Genomic DNA, 17,391 nt, shown 5'->3' with positions numbered 1-17,391 from the left:
AAATACTCCGTCTACCTGGGCATCTTCATCGGTCCTCCACTGCCTGCGCGTTCTCCAGTGTAAAGCAGGCAGCGCGGATCGCTGAGTCGCGTTCGCCACTGCCGTCGATAGCGCCTGGGCATCGGCCACGAGCTGGGCGCTCAGTCTTCCGCAATGCTCTCACCTGCGTCGAATCGGATTTCCCCGTACGCCACGACGGCAAACCGGGATGTAAGGCGGCTAACTCTCCGGACACCCGGAGGAGACATTCCGGATACCGGAGCGACAAGCCACGCCAATGTGCGGACCGTACGGCATCGTTTGCGAATGTGGAGTTCAGCACATTCTCGGCAAACCAAGATGGCGAATGCCTGTGGTTTATTTCACATACGTTGCGGGACAAAGCGTTACAGCCGCGCGGACCAGGGCGGCGCCGTGCAGCGCGTCCACCCGGCCCGAGGTCAGCACCGGGAACGCCGCGGCCGCGAGCTGCTGCGCACAATCCGGCGCGCTCAGCACCGTGCGGTGAGAAGCCAGTTGATTCAGGATCTCGTCGTTCACCTCGTCGATCACCGGCCGCACGGCGGCCAGATCCGACGCATCCGGTGCGGGCGCGACCGCCGGATCGAATCGCCATCGGGCGAGTAGTCCGTATTGCACGGTCTTGTTGGCTTCGATCTGTCCGGTAAACACCTGCCGCACCCATTCCTGCGGCAGCCCCGATCGGGTGCCGGCCGCGGCCATCGCGTCGTAGACCTGCGCCTCGCGCGCCGGATCGTCGACCACGGGAGGCTGCCCGGTCCGCTGTGAGGCGGTCCACTTCGCGGCCGCGACGGCATCGGCGGTGTTCAGGCGGCGTAGCACCAATTCCACCAGAGGACTCAGTGTGGACCGGCCCTCCCCCGCCGGAGCCGCCTGTGCGTGCGGAAGTACTCGCTCCGCGGTCATCGGCGCCACGACCGCGAATGCCGAGGTGAAGAGCACGGCGACCGCGAGGAGACGGGTGCGCCGACGCGCGCGCCGACCATCGAATCGCCACCGCGCGCCGCGGGCGCCGACCGCCGCTGCGGCCTCCGAGTCGTCGGTTTCGCCCGCATTTGGTCCCCCGATCAGATGAATACCGACTCCCGGAGTCGCTCGCACGTTCCACCCTCCTGTCACCGCCGCACCATCATGTCGATCGGTGCCGCCTACCCGAGAGTAGGGTTTCGCTCCGCGGCCGTCTGTGAGGCTCACCACATCAATGCCACCGTGCTCGGTGGTTCACCGGTCGGCCTGTCACTCTGAACCTGATTGCGCGCGGCCGGGGCGCACGGCGGATTACCCGTCCCGCCCGCGCGGGGGCACACCGCCGCCCGGACCACCACGCAACGACCGTTTCGCCCGGTGGCGACAACGATTGGGACCCAGAGGATGTGAATCCGTTGACCGATCCCCAGGTCTTCGAACAGTCCCCCACCGAGAGTTCCGCGCCCGAGCCCTCGGCCTCTCCACCATCGGGGTCCGGTTCTCGCACGACCGAACCGCGAGCGAGGCGGTCCCCGGCCGCCATGCTGACCTGGCTCGGCGGTGCCGAAGCCGGTCGCGGCGACCGGCACGAGGGATCGACGTACGCCGTGACCGGCGGGGTGGTGCTGCTGTTCGCGGTGCTCTCCGGAATCGTCGTCGCCGCGGCCGGCGCGGCGGCGAACTGGCCCGCCGCGGTCGTGGCGATCGTCGCACTACCGGCGATGCTGCTGGTCGGCGCGATCTCGCGAGCGCTGGCCACCGCACCACTGTCCGCCCGTGCCGGTCGCGGCCGGGCCGAGCGGATCGGGCGGATCGCGGTCGCCGTGATCACCGGTGTCCTGGTGGCCGAGTTGGCGAGCACGGTGATTCTCGCCGGATCCGTCGACCGAACGCTCGATGACCGGTCCCGCCGCGACGCCGACTCCGCTGCGACAGTGGTCGCCGCCCGCACGGAACTCGACCGAGTCACCGCCGAACGCACCGCACTCACGCGGACCATCGCCCAGGCGCAGGCCGATATGGATCAGGCCCTCGTCGTCGCCCGCTGTGAATACCACCCGACGCCGCAGTGCCCGCAGACCAAGATCACCGGGGTGCCCGGCCGGGGGCCCGAATCACAGACCGCCAACGCGATGCTCGACGATGCCCGCGGGCGGCTCAACACCGCCGAGGCGCGCGTCCAGCCCTTGGATGCGGAGATCGCGACCCGCCAGAGCGCCCTGGAGCAGGCCCGCACCGCCGCCTTCCACACCGGAGACCGTGGTCTGGGCGCGCGCTGGCTGGCCATGAACGACTACACCACCGGACATCCGGGTGCGCTGCTGTTGCGCCTGCTCACGATCGCGATCGGAGTTCTCCTCGCCCTGCTGCCGCTCATGCTGCGGTTCTGGCGTGGCGAATCGTCGTTCGACCGCGCCGTGGCCGCGCGTGCCGAGGCCGACCGCGCCGCGCGGGCAGCCGACACCGCGGTCGCGGTCCAGCGCGCCGAACACCGGGTGGCCACCGCACAACTGGCGTTGCACGCCGACACCGCGATCGACCGCGAACGTCAGCGCAAACGGGTGATCGCGGCGATCGGCAACCTGGAAATCGGCATCACCGAACCGCAGCGCCGGGCGGTCGCCGAATTCGAAGTGCTGGCCGCCCTTCCGCCGGGTGCGCAGACCGCATCCGCGACCTCCCCGTCCACGGGCGCATTGCCCGCTGCCGACTCCCCGGCCCGAACCGACTCGACACAGGAGGCGACCGTGACCGCAGGGAATCTGCCCGCACAGCTGCCCTCGGCCGGCCTCACGCCGCATTCGCCGGGCGCGGTGCCCGCCCCGCGCGAGGACGCGAAAAAAGGTGGCGGACTGGAACTTCCGGTGATCGGCACGGTGCCGTTCACCGATACCGCCGCGCGCTGGATCCGCCCGCTGGTCCCCGGATTCGTCACCACCGCACTCGACCGGACGATCGACACCGCGGTCGCACCGCTACGGACCGTCCGTCAGGTCTTCGAAGAGGCAGAGGAGATCACCTTCACCCTCAAACGCACCCGCAAGGTGACGGTGAACTCCGAGGATTCGCACGATCCGGCGGCGGGCTACGGACATCCGGGCCACCCGCTGCCGGATGCGCCCTACGCCCAGGTCGCCGCGTCGTACCCGTACGCCGCCTACCGGCACGACCCGCGCTATGCGCGCTACGCGGTCCACCCGCGCCGGAATCCCACCGCCCACCCCGATCTGCCGGAATCCGGCCGATCCAGCGAATTGCCCACCGGCGAGACGGCCGAACTCGGCTACCGCGCCCCGCGCGAACTGCCGCCCGGCTCCGGCCGCGACTGACCGAAGCCGACCGGACGCTCCCGGGGTCGCGATCACGTGGCATTCAGACGAACCGGTCGTATCCGCCCGGTCGCCTCACCCGCCGGGTGGCCGGTCGGATAACCGTCATACGTCCGGGTCCCTGGATAGACTCGGCCCGTGTTTCCAGTCGTGACCGATCGGGAGGGGCGATCGTCCGCCCGCCGCGCGGTGCCGCCGCGCGGTGCCGACGAACGCGACCCCGGCGGTGGAGACGACACCGAACGCATCCCGGTGCGACCGCTGACGTGGCGGGAGCTGGCCGACCTGCCCTTCGCTGTATTGCAGCATCGAATCCGGCCGATCGCCGGGTTGGCGGGTGCGGGTCTGGCCGCGGCCCTGGCGATCGTTATCGGGATCACCGCGCTGGTGTCGCTCGCGACCGACGACTCGAGCGCCGGAACCGCTTGGGCGGCAATTCTTTCCACAGCCTGCTGTGCATGGGCGCTGCGACTGTGGATAGTCGGCGTGACCGTGCCGATCGGACTGGCCGTCGTCCACAACCAGCCGATCACCGCGCGTACCGCCGCCGCGCGTTTGCTCCCGGTGTCGGGCCGGCTGCTGCTGAACCAGGTGATCTCCACAGCGATCGGCGTCGGCATCCTCCTGCTCGGTACGCCGCTGATCGTCACGCTGATTCCGGCGGTGATCTGGCTGGCCCGGGTGCGCGGGACGAGATGGCCGATCGTGCCGGTCCTGTTCGCCGAATCGATCCCGTACGCGGCGGCGGTCCGGCGAGCGAAACTGCTCGCCACCGGACGCGTGATGCCGCTGGCCGGACTGTGGCTCTATCTGCGGGGCGTGCTGCTGGTGCTGGCGGTGCCGGTCGCGGGACTTCTGGGCTTCCTCTCCGACATCTCCGGGACCCATCGCTGGGCGGTCGTCACCCTGCTGTCCGGTGCGGCGCTGCTGATTTCGGCGTTCGCCGCGACCGTGGAGGCCGCGACCGCCGTGGTGGTCCATCTCGACAGGCGTTGCGGCCGGGAGGGTTTGGATATCCGGATACCCATTGGGCAGGCGGCACGGTGACCGACGACATACGGGCGGACCGGCCCGCGGCGCCGCCACCCCCGACGCTCGGGGCGGCGGCCCAGCACCGGGCCGCGGCCGAATTCGCCGCCGGCCACCACGACTTCGATACCGCACTGCGCGAACGCTTCCGCGCCGTCGTACGCGGCCTCGAACAGGGCGGCGTACTCGAGGTCCGGCGTTCGCGCACGGCCCGCGAAACCGCCTCGGCCGCGGGGCACGCGCTTCCGGACGCCTCGGCCGAATTCGACTACGCCGCACACAGTTTCGACGAGATCGTGTACGGCGGCCGCACCGCCACCCCGGACGAGTATCAGCGCCTCACCTCGGCCGACCGCTATTCGCTGGCGCCGCCGCCCCCTCCCGACCCGGTCGAACAGCAGCGGTCGAAACGCCGGCGCGCCGGCCGCCGGTTGCCGCCGCTGCCACAGGTGGTGCGCGACAAGCGCTTCTGGGCGATCGTGCTGGGCGCGCTCGTCATCGCGCTGGTCGGGTATCTGCTGTTCCGGCTGGCCGCCGCGCCGACGGCCCCGCCGCAACCGACTCAGCCGCACTCGCCACCGCCGCCCGATCACCCGGATATTCGCCCACCCGACGTGGGCGAGGGCAGCGATTCGATCTTCCAGCGCTTACCGCCCTGGCTGGCCTACGGCGGGTTGCAGGCGCTGATCTTCGCCGCCGTCGTGGTCGGGTGGCGTGCCCGCCGCCGGGGTGCCGTGGTCGGCGAGCCGCGCCCGGTGCGGGTGGCGGCCGGTGAGCTGCTGGCGGGTCAGGCCGCGCTCTACCGCAGGACCAAGGATCGCGACCATGTCGCGGCGAAATTGCGCGCGGCCACGCTGCGGCGCATCCGCGCCCGCGTGAATCTGCGCGCCGACGCCGCCCCGGAGCAGGTGAGCGCGGTGATCGGCGCCCGGATAGGCGTCGATCCCGGCCGCATCGCCACGGCCTTCTACGGCCCCGTCGCCGACGACCGGGCGCTGGAATATGTGGCGGCACAACTGGACTGGATCGAATCGGAAATAGGATGACGGAGACCGGATGACGACGGCGCAGACCAACCACACCCCCACGGCCGACCAGGCGCTGCGGGCGCTCGGCGAAGTACGTGCCGAGATCGGCAAGGCGGTCGTCGGCAACGACCACGCCGTGCTGTACCTCGTGCTCGCCCTGCTGTGCCGTGGCCATGTGCTGTTGGAAGGTGTGCCGGGCGTGGCGAAGACGCTGCTGGTGCGCGCTCTGGCCGCGGCGCTGGAACTCGACCACACCCGGGTGCAGTTCACTCCGGATCTGATGCCCGGCGATGTGACCGGCTCCCAGATCTACGATCCGCATTCGGCCGAATTCACCTTCCGCCGCGGGCCGGTCTTCACCAACCTGCTGCTCGCCGACGAGATCAACCGCACGCCGCCGAAAACCCAATCGGCGCTGCTGGAGTCGATGGAGGAGCGGCAGGTGTCGGTGGCCGGCGTTCCGCAGCCGCTGCCCGATCCGTTCGTGGTGATCGCGACCCAGAATCCGATCGAACAGGAGGGCACCTACCCGCTGCCGGAGGCGCAGCTGGACCGGTTCCTGTTCAAGGTGGACATACAGTTGCCCGGCCGGGACGACGAATTCCGGATCCTCCAGCGCCACGCCGCCGGCTTCGACCCGCGCGACCTGGGTGCGGCGGGGGTGCGGCCGGTCGCCGGAGCGGCGCATATCGCGGCGGCGCGTGCGGCCGTCGCGCAGGTGACGGTCAACCCGGAGGTGCTGGCCTACATCGTCGATCTGTGCCGCGCCACCCGTACCTCGCCCGCGGTCCAGCACGGCGCTTCGCCGCGCGGCGCGACCGCCGTACTGGCCTCGGCACGGGCCCTGGCGTGGCTCAACGGCCGCACCTTCGCCACTCCCGACGATGTGAAAACCGTTGCGGTGACGGTTCTCCGGCATCGTCTGCAGCTGCGCCCCGAGGCCGAACTGGACGGCGTGACCGGTGAAGGCGTGATGTCCTCGCTGTTGGCCGCGGTCCCGGTTCCGGTGTAGCGCAATGATCGTCACGGGTCGGCTCGCGGTCTGCGCGGCGGTGGCAGCGGTGATCGTCGGTGTCGCGCTTCCCTCCTGGGCGGGCGTCGTCGTGATGACGGGTGTGCTGGCCGTTCTCGTCGCGATCGACGTAATCGCCTGTCGCGCCGATGATCTCGACCTGTCCCGGATTCCGCTCACCACCGTCCGCGTCGGCCACACCGCGACCATCGAGCTGACCGTCCTGAACCGCGGCGCCCGCGCGGTGCGGGCGCGGCTGTGGGACGACTGGCCGCCCAGTGCGCAGGCACCGGCCGAGACACACCGGTTGCATCTGCCGCCGAATACCACCACCCGGCTGGCCACCACCGTTCGCCCGGCTCGCCGCGGCGATCGGATCGCGGGACCGGTCACGGTTCGGGTGTTCGGTCCGCTCGGCCTGGCGGGGCGGCAGTTCCGTCGCACCGTGCCCGCGACGGTTCGTGCGCTGCCGCCGTTTCGGACCGAACGGATCCTCGCCGCCAAGGTGAAACGGCTGCAGCATCTGGACGGCCGATCGGTCGCCACTCTGCGCGGTCCGGGCTCGGAATTCGATTCCTTCCGCGAATACGTGGCCGGTGACGATGTGCGGTCCATCGACTGGCGAGCCACCGCCCGCGCAACCGATGTGCTGGTACGCACCTGGCGGCCCGAACGCAACCGCCACGTGCTGATGTTGCTGGACACCGGCCGGATCAGCGCCGCCCGGCTCGGTGAGCAGACTCGGCTGGACACCGCCGTCGAGGCCGCGTTGCTGCTGGGCGGACTGGCGGCCGCGGCCGGGGATACCGTCGATCTCCTGGCTTTCGATCGCGAAATTCGCGCCGAGGTCCGGGGCGCACGCGGAAAGGCCGTGCAGCCCAAGCTGATGCACGCTCTCTCGGGCGTCGTGCCCGCGCTGCTGGATGCCGACACCCCGGCGATGGTTCGCACCGCGGTTCGCCACACCCGCCGCCGCAGCCTGGTGGTCTGGTTCACCAGTCTCGACGGGGCGATGGTCGAAGAGAATCTGCTGCCGGTACTCCCGGTGTTGAGCAGTCGGCACCGGGTGTTGCTGGTGTCGGTCACCGATCCGGAGATCGCGGCGACCGCGACCCGTCGCGATACCACTGCCGAGGTCTATGCCGCCGCGGCCGCCGAACATCTGCTGACCGAACGCGCGATCGTGCGAGAAACCCTGCAGCGCCAGGGCATCGACGTGGTGGCCGCGGCGCCGGAGCGGGTGCCGGAGGCGCTGGCCGACGAGTACCTGGAACTGAAACGGTCCGGAGCACTCTGAGTGGTCACGCTCCCGGCCGGACCACCGATGCGTACGGCTGCGCCGGCCTGGCGGGTGGTGCCCACTGCTGGGGCATCGGCCACAAGGGCAGGCGGGGCGGCGGCAGAATCCGGCGTTGCCGCTCCCCGATGACCGCACCGAGAATGTGCAGCGGTGGATATCCGGCCGGTGGCGCCACCCGCAATTGATCGCACACCGCGATCACCAGCGCCGCACCGAGTTCCGCCTGAACCTGCGGGGTGAGGTGCGGGAAACGGGTCAGATACCGCCGCACCGGCAGCGCGAGATCCTCGGTGAGGCCGGACAGATCCAGCCGGCCCACCCACTCGACCAGCCAGGGCGGGGCAACGGCCAGGGCGGGCATGGGAATTCGCGCCCGATCCGACACCACGACGGTGCCGGCCAGGATGTCACCGACCCGCCGCGCCCGCGGCGAGCAGAGCGAGGTGACCACCGCGACCAGACCGAACCCGCCGAGATTCCAGAAATCGACGAGGGCGCCGGCGAGGCCGCGGGTCAGCGCGTGCCGGAAATCGATGGGTCCGCCGTCGCTGCGCACCACGCGCAGCCGCAGCACCAGTTTTCCCACGGTTCGCCCGCGCATCAGCGTTTCGCTGACGACCGGATAGCCGACGAGGACGGTCACCATCGTCACCAGCACGGCCACGTCGACCCACGCGCCGTCGGGCTCGAATCGGAACAACACCGCGACTACGGCCGAGAGCAACAGGATGGCGAGCACGAGCTGCAGCACCAGATCGATGGCGAACGCCGCGGCCCGGGTGGGGATGCGCGCGATCGGCAACTGGAGGGAGACGGCCTCCCCGGTGGTGAAATCGGCCATGATCGCTCCAGTATCCCGAATCGGGCCCGTGCGAACTAGCCTTCGAAAGGGCCGGGCGGCACGAACACAGAATTCGACCGGGTGCCGTGCCGGTGTCCCGCATGAGCGCAGGAGGAGCCGATGGACGTCGATGCCTATTCGTTCGCGCAGCGGCGGCATTGGGATCGGCTCGACCGGCTGACCGCGCAGCGGCGGCTCAGCGGTGCCGAGGTCGACGAATTCGTGGCCCTGTATCGCCGCACCTCCCAGCAGCTCGCGCGGCTGCAGTCACATTCGCCCGATCCGGAGTTGATCAACGGTCTGAGCGCGGTCCTCGCGCGGGCCCGGGGACGGCTGCTCGGCGCGCGCACCGACACCTGGTCGCAGATCGGCTACTTCTTCACTCATCGGTTCCCCGCTGCGGTGTATCGGGCGTGGCCGTGGTGGGCCTCGGTGGCGGCGGCGTTTCTGGCCGTCTCGGCCGGTATCGGCGCCTGGGTGTCCGGTTCGGGTTCGGCGCGAAGGACTTTGGGGCTGCCGTCGAATGCGGAATCGCTGACCGCCCCTGGCGGCCGCTTCGAGTCCTATTACTCCGAACATCCCCACGACGCCTTCGCCGCACAGGTGTGGACCAACAACGCCTGGGTGTCGGCCATCGCGTTGTTCACCGGAATCCTGATTCTCCCGGCGGCCTATCTGCTGTTCATGAACGCACTGAACGTCGGGGTGTCCGCAGGGCTGATGGCGGATGCCGGGCGGCTCGACTCGTTCTTCGGATTCCTGCTGCCACACGGCATGCTCGAGCTCACGGCCGTTTTCGTCGCCGGCGGTGCGGGACTCAAACTGGGGTGGACACTGATCGATCCGGGGCGGTCGTCGCGTGCCGAGGCGCTGGCCCGGCAGGGGCGGGCGACGGCGACGATCGCACTCGGACTGGTGGCGGTCTTGCTGGTCTCGGGCTTGATCGAGGGCTTCGTCACACCCGCCGAGTGGCCTGCGCCGGTGCGAATCGGTATCGGGCTGGTTGCCGAGCTTGCATTTCTGACCTACGTCTTCGGCTCGGGGCGCCGTGCGGTGCAGGAACGAGCCGCGTTGCGGTCCGCGTCGGATGCGAGCGAGCGCATCTCGAGCTAACTCCGGGCGAGTTCTGCTGAGGCTGAGGAAATCCCTTGCGAGAAGGCGGGGATTCGAAGGATCATCGGAGTGCCGATTTGAGATCCACTGGCCGCAGCGAGTCCAGCTCAGCTGCGGCCAGCGTTAGCGTCGACTCTACACAATCGTTATCCCTGCGCAACCTCCTGCACACTCCGTCTGCCCGGCCGTAACCGAGCCGAAACCCACAGTCCGACAGCATCTCCGGAGACCATTCGCAAATACCTGGCGGGCGGTCGGAAATAGCGGTCCGCCCCATACCGCAACGCTCTGGTAGCCGGGATTTTTCTGCTAATTCGACCGTTACCCGCAGTGCCGGATACCCGGCCGCGATGATTCCCCGGCGCGTCGCCTGTTGCTCACCTGCCCGTCATCATCGCAGGTCAGAGACTCAACCAACCGACTTCTACCCAACTCGCGCAGCCAGCAAACAAACTTCAAGTTTGTTACCACCGGAGATTCCAAGTCTGCCGTTAGGTAATTCTCAGACGGTTACGTATGCGCTTCCCTTGAATTGCGCAGTTATTTCGGCAGCGAACTCGAACAGCGTATTTTCACCGGTGATACCCGAAGCGAATAACGACCGGTCAACCGCCGAAAGTGCGGCGAAGATCACACACCACGCGGGCCCTGGCTCGCCCCTGCGGGTATCCGACCGGCCTGGCCGCGATACTGAGACCCATGACCGCCGAACAGCAACCCACCCCGGTCGTCACGCGGGCCGCGGAACGGTTCGAAATCAGCGTGGACGATCGGCTCGCCGGATTCACCGAATACCTCGACCACGACGGGCAGCGGATCTTCTACCACACCGAGATCGACTCCGACTTCGCCGGACGCGGCCTGGCCGGCGCCCTGGTGTCGCAGGCTCTGGACCGTACCCGCGAGGCCGGTCTACGGATCGTGCCGATCTGCCCGTTCGTGGCCGGCTACATCCAGAAGCACGAGGAATTCGCCGACATTACCGACGCTGTCACGCAGGAGGCCGTCGACTACGTGCGCACTCAGCGGGGCCGCTGACCAACGCCGCCGCTGACCAACGTCCCCGGACGCCGCCGGACAACGGCGCCGTCAGCCGACTCTGTCCGCGACCGGTGCGTTCCACCCCGCGGGCAGATTGCGACTCGACACCTCGGCGATATCGCGCAATCGCCCGAGGGGAGTTCCCAAGCGGCTCAATTGAATGAGGCCTTGCGCGGTCATCACCACAGTGGCGCTGTAGGCGGCCAGGGTCGGCGCATCGAGCTCGGCGCCGGATTCCTCGGCAGCGCGGCGTAGCCGATCGGCGACGCTGCTTTCCATAGCGGCGGTGGTGCGATTCCCGATGCTGATCACCTCGGGCAGCCGCGAACCGAGCTGGGCGATGCTGTTGAGCATCAGGCAACCGCGCCGATCGGGCTGCGAGACGCAGTCGTCGATGATCGCCTCGAACAGTGCGCGCACGGCCGCGTGCGCCGAACCGGGAGCCGAGGTCACCACCTCCCGGACCAGGCGGGCGCGGCCCTCGCAATAGCGTTCGAAGACCGCGAGAAACAGTGCGCGCTTGCTGCGGTAGGCGGCATAGATGCTGCCGTTTCCGATGCCACTGGCCCGCGAGACGTCCTCGACCGACGTCTGCTCGAAACCCTGCGACCAGAACAGTTCGGTCGCGGCGTCGAGCAAGGCCGATTCGTCGAACTGTCGTGGCCTCCCCATGGCGCCTACCGTATCAATCACACTGCGACCCCGGCCACAAAGCTTGTTCTGGAGGCGTGACTCCAGAATGATGGCGGGATGGGCCTCGAACTCGCGCAACTACCGCGTCGGCGGGTAGGAATTCTGGTCTTCGACGGCGTCAAGATGCTCGACTTCACCGGTCCCGCGGAAGTTTTCGTCGAGGCCAACCAAGCCTGCCCCGGATACGAGGTCGTCCTGGTGTCGGCGGACGGCGGCAGTGTGCAGACCTCGATCGGCGCCCGGATCGAATGCGCTGTCGCGGCGGCCGACGCGGGCGCCTTCGACACCGTCGTGATCCCGGGCAGTGAGCTGCCGCCCTCGACATTCGTCACGCCCGAACTACTCGCGGCGGCGCGGCGACTGTCGTGGAACACCCGGCGTCTGGCATCGGTGTGCAGCGGCGCGTTCGTCCTCGCCGATTTGGGCCTGTTCGACGGGCGCCGGGCCACCACGCACTGGAAGTTCGCCGCACATCTGGCGCGGCGCTATCCCGCGATCACCGTCGCCGCAGACGACATCTACGTGCGTGACGGAAACCTCTACAGCTCGGCCGGAGTGACCGCCGGGGTCGACCTGGCACTGGCGATGGTCGAGGAGGATTTCGGCCCCGATATCGCGCGCCGGATCGCCCAGCTCATGGTGGTGTACATGCAGCGCGCGGGCGGGCAGTCTCAGTTCTCGGCCTCGCTGTCGGGGCCGGTGCCGCGCAGCCCGCTGGTGCGCAAGGTCGTCGACCTCGTCTGCGCTGATCCGGCCTTCCCTCATACCGTTCGGACACTGGCGGCGCACGCCAGCGTCAGTCCGCGGCATCTGACCAGACTTTTCCGCGCCGAGTTGGAGCGCTCCCCCGCCGAGTACGTCGCCTTCATCCGCTTCGGGGTCGCCCGCGACATGCTGCATGCCGGCTGCGGAGTGACCGAGGCGGCGATGGCCGCGGGCTACGGCAACAGTGAGGCGATGCGCCGCGCGTTCGTCGCCCGGCTCGGGATATCGCCCAGTAAATATCAGCGCCGGTTCCGCTCGACCGGTTCCGGCGAGACACCGCACGTGGCCGCCGTGTCTTGATCCGGTGTTTTCGCGTCCCGTAGCGAGTGGCGCGCTGTCCTCCCACCAGCGGAAACTGATCGGGCGCCGCGTTGTTCGCAGCCGCACACCCGCTGAAAGGAATAACCCGATGACCGCAAATCCGCTGGGCGTCTCCCTCGAGCCGGCCGCTCAGGAGTTCGTCGACGCGACCTCCCAGCCGCCGTTCCTCTATCAGCTGCCGCCCGAGGAGGGCCGCAAAGCCGTTGACTCGGTGCAGGATTCGCCGATCGAGAAGCCGGCGATCGACGAGGAGTGGATCACCGTCGAGGGCGGGCCGACCGGGTCGGTGCGGGCCCGCATCGTCAAGCCGCAGGGTGTGACCGAAATCCTGCCCGTCATCGTCTACACCCACGGCGCAGGCTGGGTATTCGGCGATGCGCACACCCACGACCGGCTGGTACGCGATCTCGCCGTGGGCGTGCACGCGGCCGTCGTGTTCCCCGAATACGACCGCTCCCCCGAGGTGCGCTACCCGGTGGCCAACGAGCAGTCCTACCGGGTTGCGCAGTGGGTGCGCTCGAACGGCGCCGACAAGGGGCTCGACACCACCCGCATCGCGATCGCCGGCGATTCGGTGGGCGGCAATATGGCCATCGCGCTGACCCTGATGGCCAAGGAACGGGGCGACCTCTCGTTCGTCCAGCAGGTGCTGTTCTATCCCGTCACCGACGCCAACTTCGATACGCCGTCGTACGAGCAGTTCGCCGAAGGCTACTTCCTGACCCGGGAAGGGATGCGGTGGTTCTGGGACCAGTACACGACCAGCGAAGCGGACCGCGCCCAGATCACGGCCTCCCCGCTGCGCGCCACCACCGAGCAGCTCGCCGGGCTGCCGCCGGCCCTGGTGATCACCGGTGAGGCCGACGTCCTGCGCGACGAGGGCGAGGCCTTTGCCGCCAAACTCCGCGACGCCGGCGTCCCCGTCGTCCAGACCCGCTACGGCGGCATCATCCACGATTTCGTCATGGTCAACTCCATGCACGACACCAACGCCGCGAAAGCAGCCGTCGCCCAGGCGGTTTCGGTGCTGCGGGCGGCCCTGTACCCGGCCTGACATACAAAAAGAAGAGCCGCAGATCGGATTCGATCTGCGGCTCTTCCTCGGTGGGCGAAGGGGGACTTGAACCCCCACGTCCCGAAGGACACTGGCACCTGAAGCCAGCGCGTCTGCCATTCCGCCACTCGCCCGAGCGACTGGAAGACAGTATCACGCGCCCGGTTCCCACACGAAATCGCCTGATCACACGGGTTGCGGACGAGTATTTTCGGGTAATGGGAACCGTGAGTGGACAGTCGCGAGTTACAGGGGTGGAGGATCGCGGATATCATGCAGTGACCGTGTCCGTTCGACGACACGCCCTATCGGCATGTCGTGTCGCGGGATCGTGACGCCCGGACGACACAGACCGATCAGCTGACGTAGACATACAGCGTAGGCAACGAGGGCGGGCATCGAAGGGAGGCCGGTATGGGCATCGTCTCGCGTTTCGAGCGACGCCTGCAGGGCGCCGTCGGCGACGCCTTCGCCAGGGTCTTCGGCGGCAGCGTCGTTCCCCAGGAGGTGGAAGCGGCGCTGCAGCGCGAGGCGTCGGATCGCCTGACCGAACTCGACGGCGGGCATCTGCTCGCCCCGAACGTCTACGTCATCACGGTCAACCCCACCGACCTGCAGGAACTCGACGCAGACCACGAGTTGACCACCCGCGCGTTCGCCAAGCATTTACAGGACTACATCCGCGATCAGGGGTGGCAGACCTACGGTGAAGTGCACGTCGAATTCGAGACATCCCCTACGCTGCACACCGGACAGTTCAGGACGCACGGCCGGGTCGACCCGGATGCGGGCCGCCGGAACCCCCCGGCGCCGCGCCGGCCGCCCGATCGACCTGGACGACCCCCACAACGACCCGCACACCCGCAACCAGGAGCTGGCCCCATGACGCAGAACTCAGGCTACGACCCCAGCCGAGAGCCCGCGGAGTCCGATCCACGCAACCGCGGGTACGCACCCCCGCCGGGGGGCCGCCCCGCGCCGCAATATCAGGACGACTACGGCCGGGGGGGCCAGTACCCCGGTGCCGGTGAGTACGCCGCGCCGGAATCGCAGCCTGTCTACGGCGACTATCAGCAGGGCGGCGGCGACTACCAGAACGGCTACGACTACCAGCAGGGCGGCGCGGGCTACCAGCAGGGCGGCGCGGCCTATGGTCAGCCGGGCTACGACCAGGGCAGCTACGACCAGGGCAGCTACGACCAGGGTTACGGCCAGCAGGCCTATGCCGACCAGGGGTACGGCCAGCAGCAGGCGTACGAACAGGGCGGCTACGAGCAGAGCGGCTACGACCAGGGTTACGGCCAGCAGGGCTACGCCGACCAGGGGTACGGGCAACAGCAGGGCTACCCGGAGCAGAACTACGGCCAGCAGCCGGGCTACGGCCAGGCCCCCGGATACGACCAGGGTTACCAGGCTCAGGGCGGCTACGGCCAGCAGGGCTACGCAGACCCCGGCTACGCCGATCAGGGGTACGCCGACCAGGGCGCTTACGGCGCCGAGGATCAGGCCTACGGCCAGCAGCCCGCCTACGGGCAGCAGGGCGGCTACGCCGCGGCCCCGCAGCCGGCGCGCGGCGGGTCCGGTTATTCCGCCACCCTGCACCTCGACGACGGCAGCGGCCGCACGTACCAGCTACGCGAGGGCAGCAACATCATCGGGCGCGGCCAGGACGCCCATTTCCGGCTTCCCGACACCGGGGTGTCCCGCCGCCACATCGAGGTGCGCTGGGACGGTCAGGTCGCCATGCTCTCGGATCTCGGCTCCACCAACGGGACACTGGTCAACGGCTCTCCCGTCCAGGATTGGCAGCTCGCCGACGGAGACGTGATCCGGGCCGGGCATTCCGAGATCCTGATCCGAATCGTCTGATCCCGTAAGCTCGCCGGTGCAGGTCACGATGGGGCGCGAAAACCGCTCGCCCGTATCGTGATCGCAACCGGTCGTCGGCCCTATTATGCTGCCAACATTCGCTCGGCAGCCGGGCCGTGCTGACCAGCACGCCGGTTGGGGGACGAAACGCCACTACGGGACCGGTCGAACAGGAGGTGGAGCGCCGTGCAGGGACTGATCCTGCAGTTGACCCGTGCGGGGTTCCTCTTGTTGTTGTGGCTGTTCGTGTGGGCGGTGCTTCGTACCTTGCGCAGCGACATCTACGCGGCATCAGGCATTCGGATCCAGCCCCGACCCACCAGAGGTTCGGCGGTGCTGCCATCCTTCAGCCGTGGCCAGAAGGGCGCCAAGTATCTAGTGGTGACTCAGGGTTCACTCGCCGGCACTCGGATCACGCTCGGCACCCAACCGGTGCTCATCGGGCGTGCAGACGACTCCACGCTGGTACTGACCGACGACTACGCCTCGACCCGGCATGCACGGTTATCGCCGCGCGGCGAGGACTGGTACGTCGAAGACTTAGGATCGACCAACGGGACCTACCTCGATCGAGCGAAGGTCACCACACCCGTCCGAGTTCCGCTCGGCACCCCTGTCCGTGTCGGTAAGACTGTGATCGAGCTGCGATCGTGACTCAAGTTCTCCGCTACGCAGCGCGTAGCGACCGTGGTCTCGTCCGGGCGAACAACGAGGACTCCGTCTACGCCGGTGCGCGCCTGCTGGCGCTCGCCGACGGCATGGGCGGGCACGCCGCCGGTGAGGTGGCCTCGCAGTTGATGATCGCCGCGCTCGCTCATCTCGACGACGACGAGCCCGGCGACGATCTGCTCGGCAAACTCGACCGGGCGATTCGCGAAGGTAATGCCGCGATCGCCGACCAGGTCGAGGAGGAGCCCGAACTCGACGGTATGGGCACCACGCTCACGACCATCCTGTTCGCGGGCAAGAAGCTCGGCCTCGCCCATATCGGCGACTCCCGGGCCTATCTACTCCGCAACGGCGAGCTCGCCCAGATCACCCGCGATGACACCTTCGTCCAGTCACTGGTCGACGAGGGCCGGATCACCCCGGAGCAGGCCCACACCCATCCGCAGCGGTCACTGATCATGCGGGCACTCACCGGAAACGAGATCGAGCCGACGCTCATCGTCCGGGAAGCCCGCGCCGGTGACCGCTATCTGTTGTGTTCGGATGGCCTGTCCGACGTGGTGAGTGACGAGACCATCGCGAACACCCTGCGCGAGGGCAATACCGACGAGGCAGCCGACCGGCTCATCGAATTGGCTCTGCGCAGCGGCGGTCCCGACAATGTGACCGTCGTCGTCGCCGATGTGATCGATCTCGACTACGGCCAGAGCCACCCCATCGTCGCTGGTGCGGCCTCCGGTGAGGATGAGGACACGCCGCCGCCCAACACCGCCGCCGGGCGCGCCGCCGCCATGCGTCCCCCGCGGGCGGCACCTCGCCGGGCCGCGGTCGCGGCGGAACCGCCCGAGCCGCGTAAGAGTCACAAGGGCCGCTGGATCGCGCTGGCCGTCGCCCTGGTCGTGGCCGTCGTGGTCGGACTCGTGGTGGGCTACAAGATGATTCGCAGCAATTACTACGTGGGCGCCGACAACGGCAACGTGGTGATCATGCGCGGCCTGCCCGGCTCGATCCTCGGCTATTCGATTCAAGATGTGGACCAGCTGGTCTGCGTCGACCCGCACAACAAGGTCACCCTCATGCGCCCCGGCGCCGGGTTCCCCAGCGGGTGTAAGCAGCTGGCGGTGGCCGACCTGCAGCAGACCGGCCGCGACAAGGTCAACAACGGCTTGCTGCCACCGGGTGGATTCGACTCCACGCGCGGGCAGCTCGAGAAACTGGCCGCCACCGACCTGCTGCCTGTCTGCGCCAAGCCGGCGCCGCCCATCGCTTCGCCGCCGCCCGCCGAGGGCAGCACCGCGGCCCCGGGCAGCCCGGCTCCCGCCACGCCCGCACCCTCCCC

At 68.8% G+C, this 17,391-nt stretch carries 15 protein-coding genes and 1 tRNA gene; 12 read left to right on the top strand and 4 right to left on the bottom strand.

All coding sequences use genetic code 11. The features are described 5' to 3' along the window. Window positions 1–357 precede the first annotated feature (357 nt). Window positions 358–1,122, bottom strand: coding sequence for a gamma subclass chorismate mutase AroQ (gene aroQ / locus C5E41_RS27055; protein ID WP_104378565.1), 765 nt, complete (start codon window positions 1,120–1,122; stop codon window positions 358–360). 281 nt (window positions 1,123–1,403) lie between these two features. Here aroQ and C5E41_RS27050 point away from each other — a divergent pair, with 281 nt between their 5' ends. From C5E41_RS27050 to C5E41_RS27030, 5 genes are all read left to right on the top strand, one after another. Beyond that, on the top strand, window positions 1,404–3,317 hold the full coding sequence (locus tag C5E41_RS27050) for a DUF4407 domain-containing protein (protein WP_258081282.1): 1,914 nt from the start codon (window positions 1,404–1,406) through the stop codon (window positions 3,315–3,317). Between the two features lie 138 nt (window positions 3,318–3,455). Beyond that, the gene (locus tag C5E41_RS27045; RefSeq protein ID WP_258081281.1) at window positions 3,456–4,364 is read left to right on the top strand and encodes a hypothetical protein; all 909 of its coding nucleotides are present in this window, start codon (window positions 3,456–3,458) and stop codon (window positions 4,362–4,364) included. Continuing rightward, a complete protein-coding gene (locus C5E41_RS27040; RefSeq protein ID WP_104378563.1) occupies window positions 4,361–5,392 on the top strand; it encodes a DUF4129 domain-containing protein in 1,032 nt (343 codons plus the stop codon). The genes C5E41_RS27045 and C5E41_RS27040 overlap by 4 nt, the downstream gene beginning before the upstream one ends. Window positions 5,393–5,402: 10 nt before the next feature. After that, window positions 5,403–6,386, top strand: a complete 984-nt coding sequence (locus C5E41_RS27035; RefSeq protein ID WP_104378562.1) for an AAA family ATPase — start codon at window positions 5,403–5,405, stop codon at window positions 6,384–6,386. Window positions 6,387–6,390: 4 nt separating this feature from the next. After that, a complete protein-coding gene (locus C5E41_RS27030; RefSeq protein ID WP_104378561.1) occupies window positions 6,391–7,683 on the top strand; it encodes a DUF58 domain-containing protein in 1,293 nt (430 codons plus the stop codon). 4 nt (window positions 7,684–7,687) lie between these two features. On the opposite strand, the gene C5E41_RS27025 is transcribed toward C5E41_RS27030, so the two are convergent. Then, window positions 7,688–8,527 (bottom strand): RDD family protein, encoded by an 840-nt coding sequence (locus C5E41_RS27025; protein WP_104378560.1) that lies wholly within the window; start codon window positions 8,525–8,527, stop codon window positions 7,688–7,690. Between the two features lie 120 nt (window positions 8,528–8,647). On the opposite strand from C5E41_RS27025, the gene C5E41_RS27020 reads away from it, so the two are divergent. Next, entirely contained in the window at window positions 8,648–9,640 is a 993-nt protein-coding gene (locus C5E41_RS27020; protein ID WP_104378559.1) for a stage II sporulation protein M, read from the top strand. 699 nt (window positions 9,641–10,339) lie between these two features. Next, complete coding sequence (locus C5E41_RS27015) at window positions 10,340–10,678, top strand: GNAT family N-acetyltransferase (protein WP_104378558.1); 339 nt, start codon at window positions 10,340–10,342, stop codon at window positions 10,676–10,678. Window positions 10,679–10,729: 51 nt separating this feature from the next. Here C5E41_RS27015 and C5E41_RS27010 read toward each other — a convergent pair whose 3' ends face one another. Then, the gene (locus C5E41_RS27010) at window positions 10,730–11,353 is read right to left on the bottom strand and encodes a TetR/AcrR family transcriptional regulator (RefSeq protein ID WP_104378557.1); all 624 of its coding nucleotides are present in this window, start codon (window positions 11,351–11,353) and stop codon (window positions 10,730–10,732) included. 78 nt (window positions 11,354–11,431) lie between these two features. Between C5E41_RS27010 and C5E41_RS27005 the strand changes: the two genes are divergently transcribed. Both C5E41_RS27005 and C5E41_RS27000 read left to right on the top strand, forming a co-directional pair. Then, entirely contained in the window at window positions 11,432–12,439 is a 1,008-nt protein-coding gene (locus tag C5E41_RS27005) for a GlxA family transcriptional regulator (RefSeq protein ID WP_104378556.1), read from the top strand. Window positions 12,440–12,548: 109 nt separating this feature from the next. Beyond that, the gene (locus tag C5E41_RS27000) at window positions 12,549–13,514 is read left to right on the top strand and encodes an alpha/beta hydrolase (RefSeq protein WP_104378555.1); all 966 of its coding nucleotides are present in this window, start codon (window positions 12,549–12,551) and stop codon (window positions 13,512–13,514) included. A gap of 51 nt (window positions 13,515–13,565) precedes the next feature. On the opposite strand, the gene C5E41_RS26995 is transcribed toward C5E41_RS27000, so the two are convergent. Continuing rightward, window positions 13,566–13,648: transfer RNA gene (locus C5E41_RS26995), tRNA-Leu, on the bottom strand. Between the two features lie 280 nt (window positions 13,649–13,928). Between C5E41_RS26995 and C5E41_RS26990 the strand changes: the two genes are divergently transcribed. From C5E41_RS26990 to C5E41_RS26980, 3 genes are all read left to right on the top strand, one after another. Further along, window positions 13,929–15,383: a DUF3662 and FHA domain-containing protein gene (locus tag C5E41_RS26990; RefSeq protein ID WP_104378554.1), complete on the top strand. Its 1,455-nt coding sequence runs from the start codon at window positions 13,929–13,931 to the stop codon at window positions 15,381–15,383. Between the two features lie 186 nt (window positions 15,384–15,569). Beyond that, window positions 15,570–16,037, top strand: a complete 468-nt coding sequence (locus tag C5E41_RS26985) for an FHA domain-containing protein FhaB/FipA (protein ID WP_104378553.1) — start codon at window positions 15,570–15,572, stop codon at window positions 16,035–16,037. Next, window positions 16,034–17,391, top strand: a 1,358-nt coding sequence (locus tag C5E41_RS26980; protein WP_104378552.1) for a PP2C family protein-serine/threonine phosphatase, incomplete at its 3' end; no start/stop codon positions are given. The genes C5E41_RS26985 and C5E41_RS26980, both read left to right, overlap by 4 nt.

Origin of the sequence: Nocardia nova (assembly GCF_002933465.1) — a bacterium.
Lineage (GTDB): Bacteria > Actinomycetota > Actinomycetes > Mycobacteriales > Mycobacteriaceae > Nocardia > Nocardia nova_B.
The sequence above is the reverse complement of the archived record's forward strand: the minus strand, read 5'-3'. Positions and strand labels throughout refer to the sequence as shown.

Bases quoted from the DNA above. Each gene is read 5' to 3' on its own strand.
- C5E41_RS27035 (WP_104378562.1), top strand. From the start codon at position 5,403: ATGACGACGGCGCAGACCAACCACACCCCCACGGCCGACCAGGCGCTG.
- C5E41_RS27030 (WP_104378561.1), top strand. From the start codon at position 6,391: ATGATCGTCACGGGTCGGCTCGCGGTCTGCGCGGCGGTGGCAGCGGTG.
- C5E41_RS27025 (WP_104378560.1), bottom strand. From the start codon at position 8,527: ATGGCCGATTTCACCACCGGGGAGGCCGTCTCCCTCCAGTTGCCGATC.
- C5E41_RS27020 (WP_104378559.1), top strand. From the start codon at position 8,648: ATGGACGTCGATGCCTATTCGTTCGCGCAGCGGCGGCATTGGGATCGG.
- C5E41_RS27015 (WP_104378558.1), top strand. From the start codon at position 10,340: ATGACCGCCGAACAGCAACCCACCCCGGTCGTCACGCGGGCCGCGGAA.
- C5E41_RS27010 (WP_104378557.1), bottom strand. From the start codon at position 11,353: ATGGGGAGGCCACGACAGTTCGACGAATCGGCCTTGCTCGACGCCGCG.
- C5E41_RS27005 (WP_104378556.1), top strand. From the start codon at position 11,432: ATGGGCCTCGAACTCGCGCAACTACCGCGTCGGCGGGTAGGAATTCTG.
- C5E41_RS27000 (WP_104378555.1), top strand. From the start codon at position 12,549: ATGACCGCAAATCCGCTGGGCGTCTCCCTCGAGCCGGCCGCTCAGGAG.
- C5E41_RS26990 (WP_104378554.1), top strand. From the start codon at position 13,929: ATGGGCATCGTCTCGCGTTTCGAGCGACGCCTGCAGGGCGCCGTCGGC.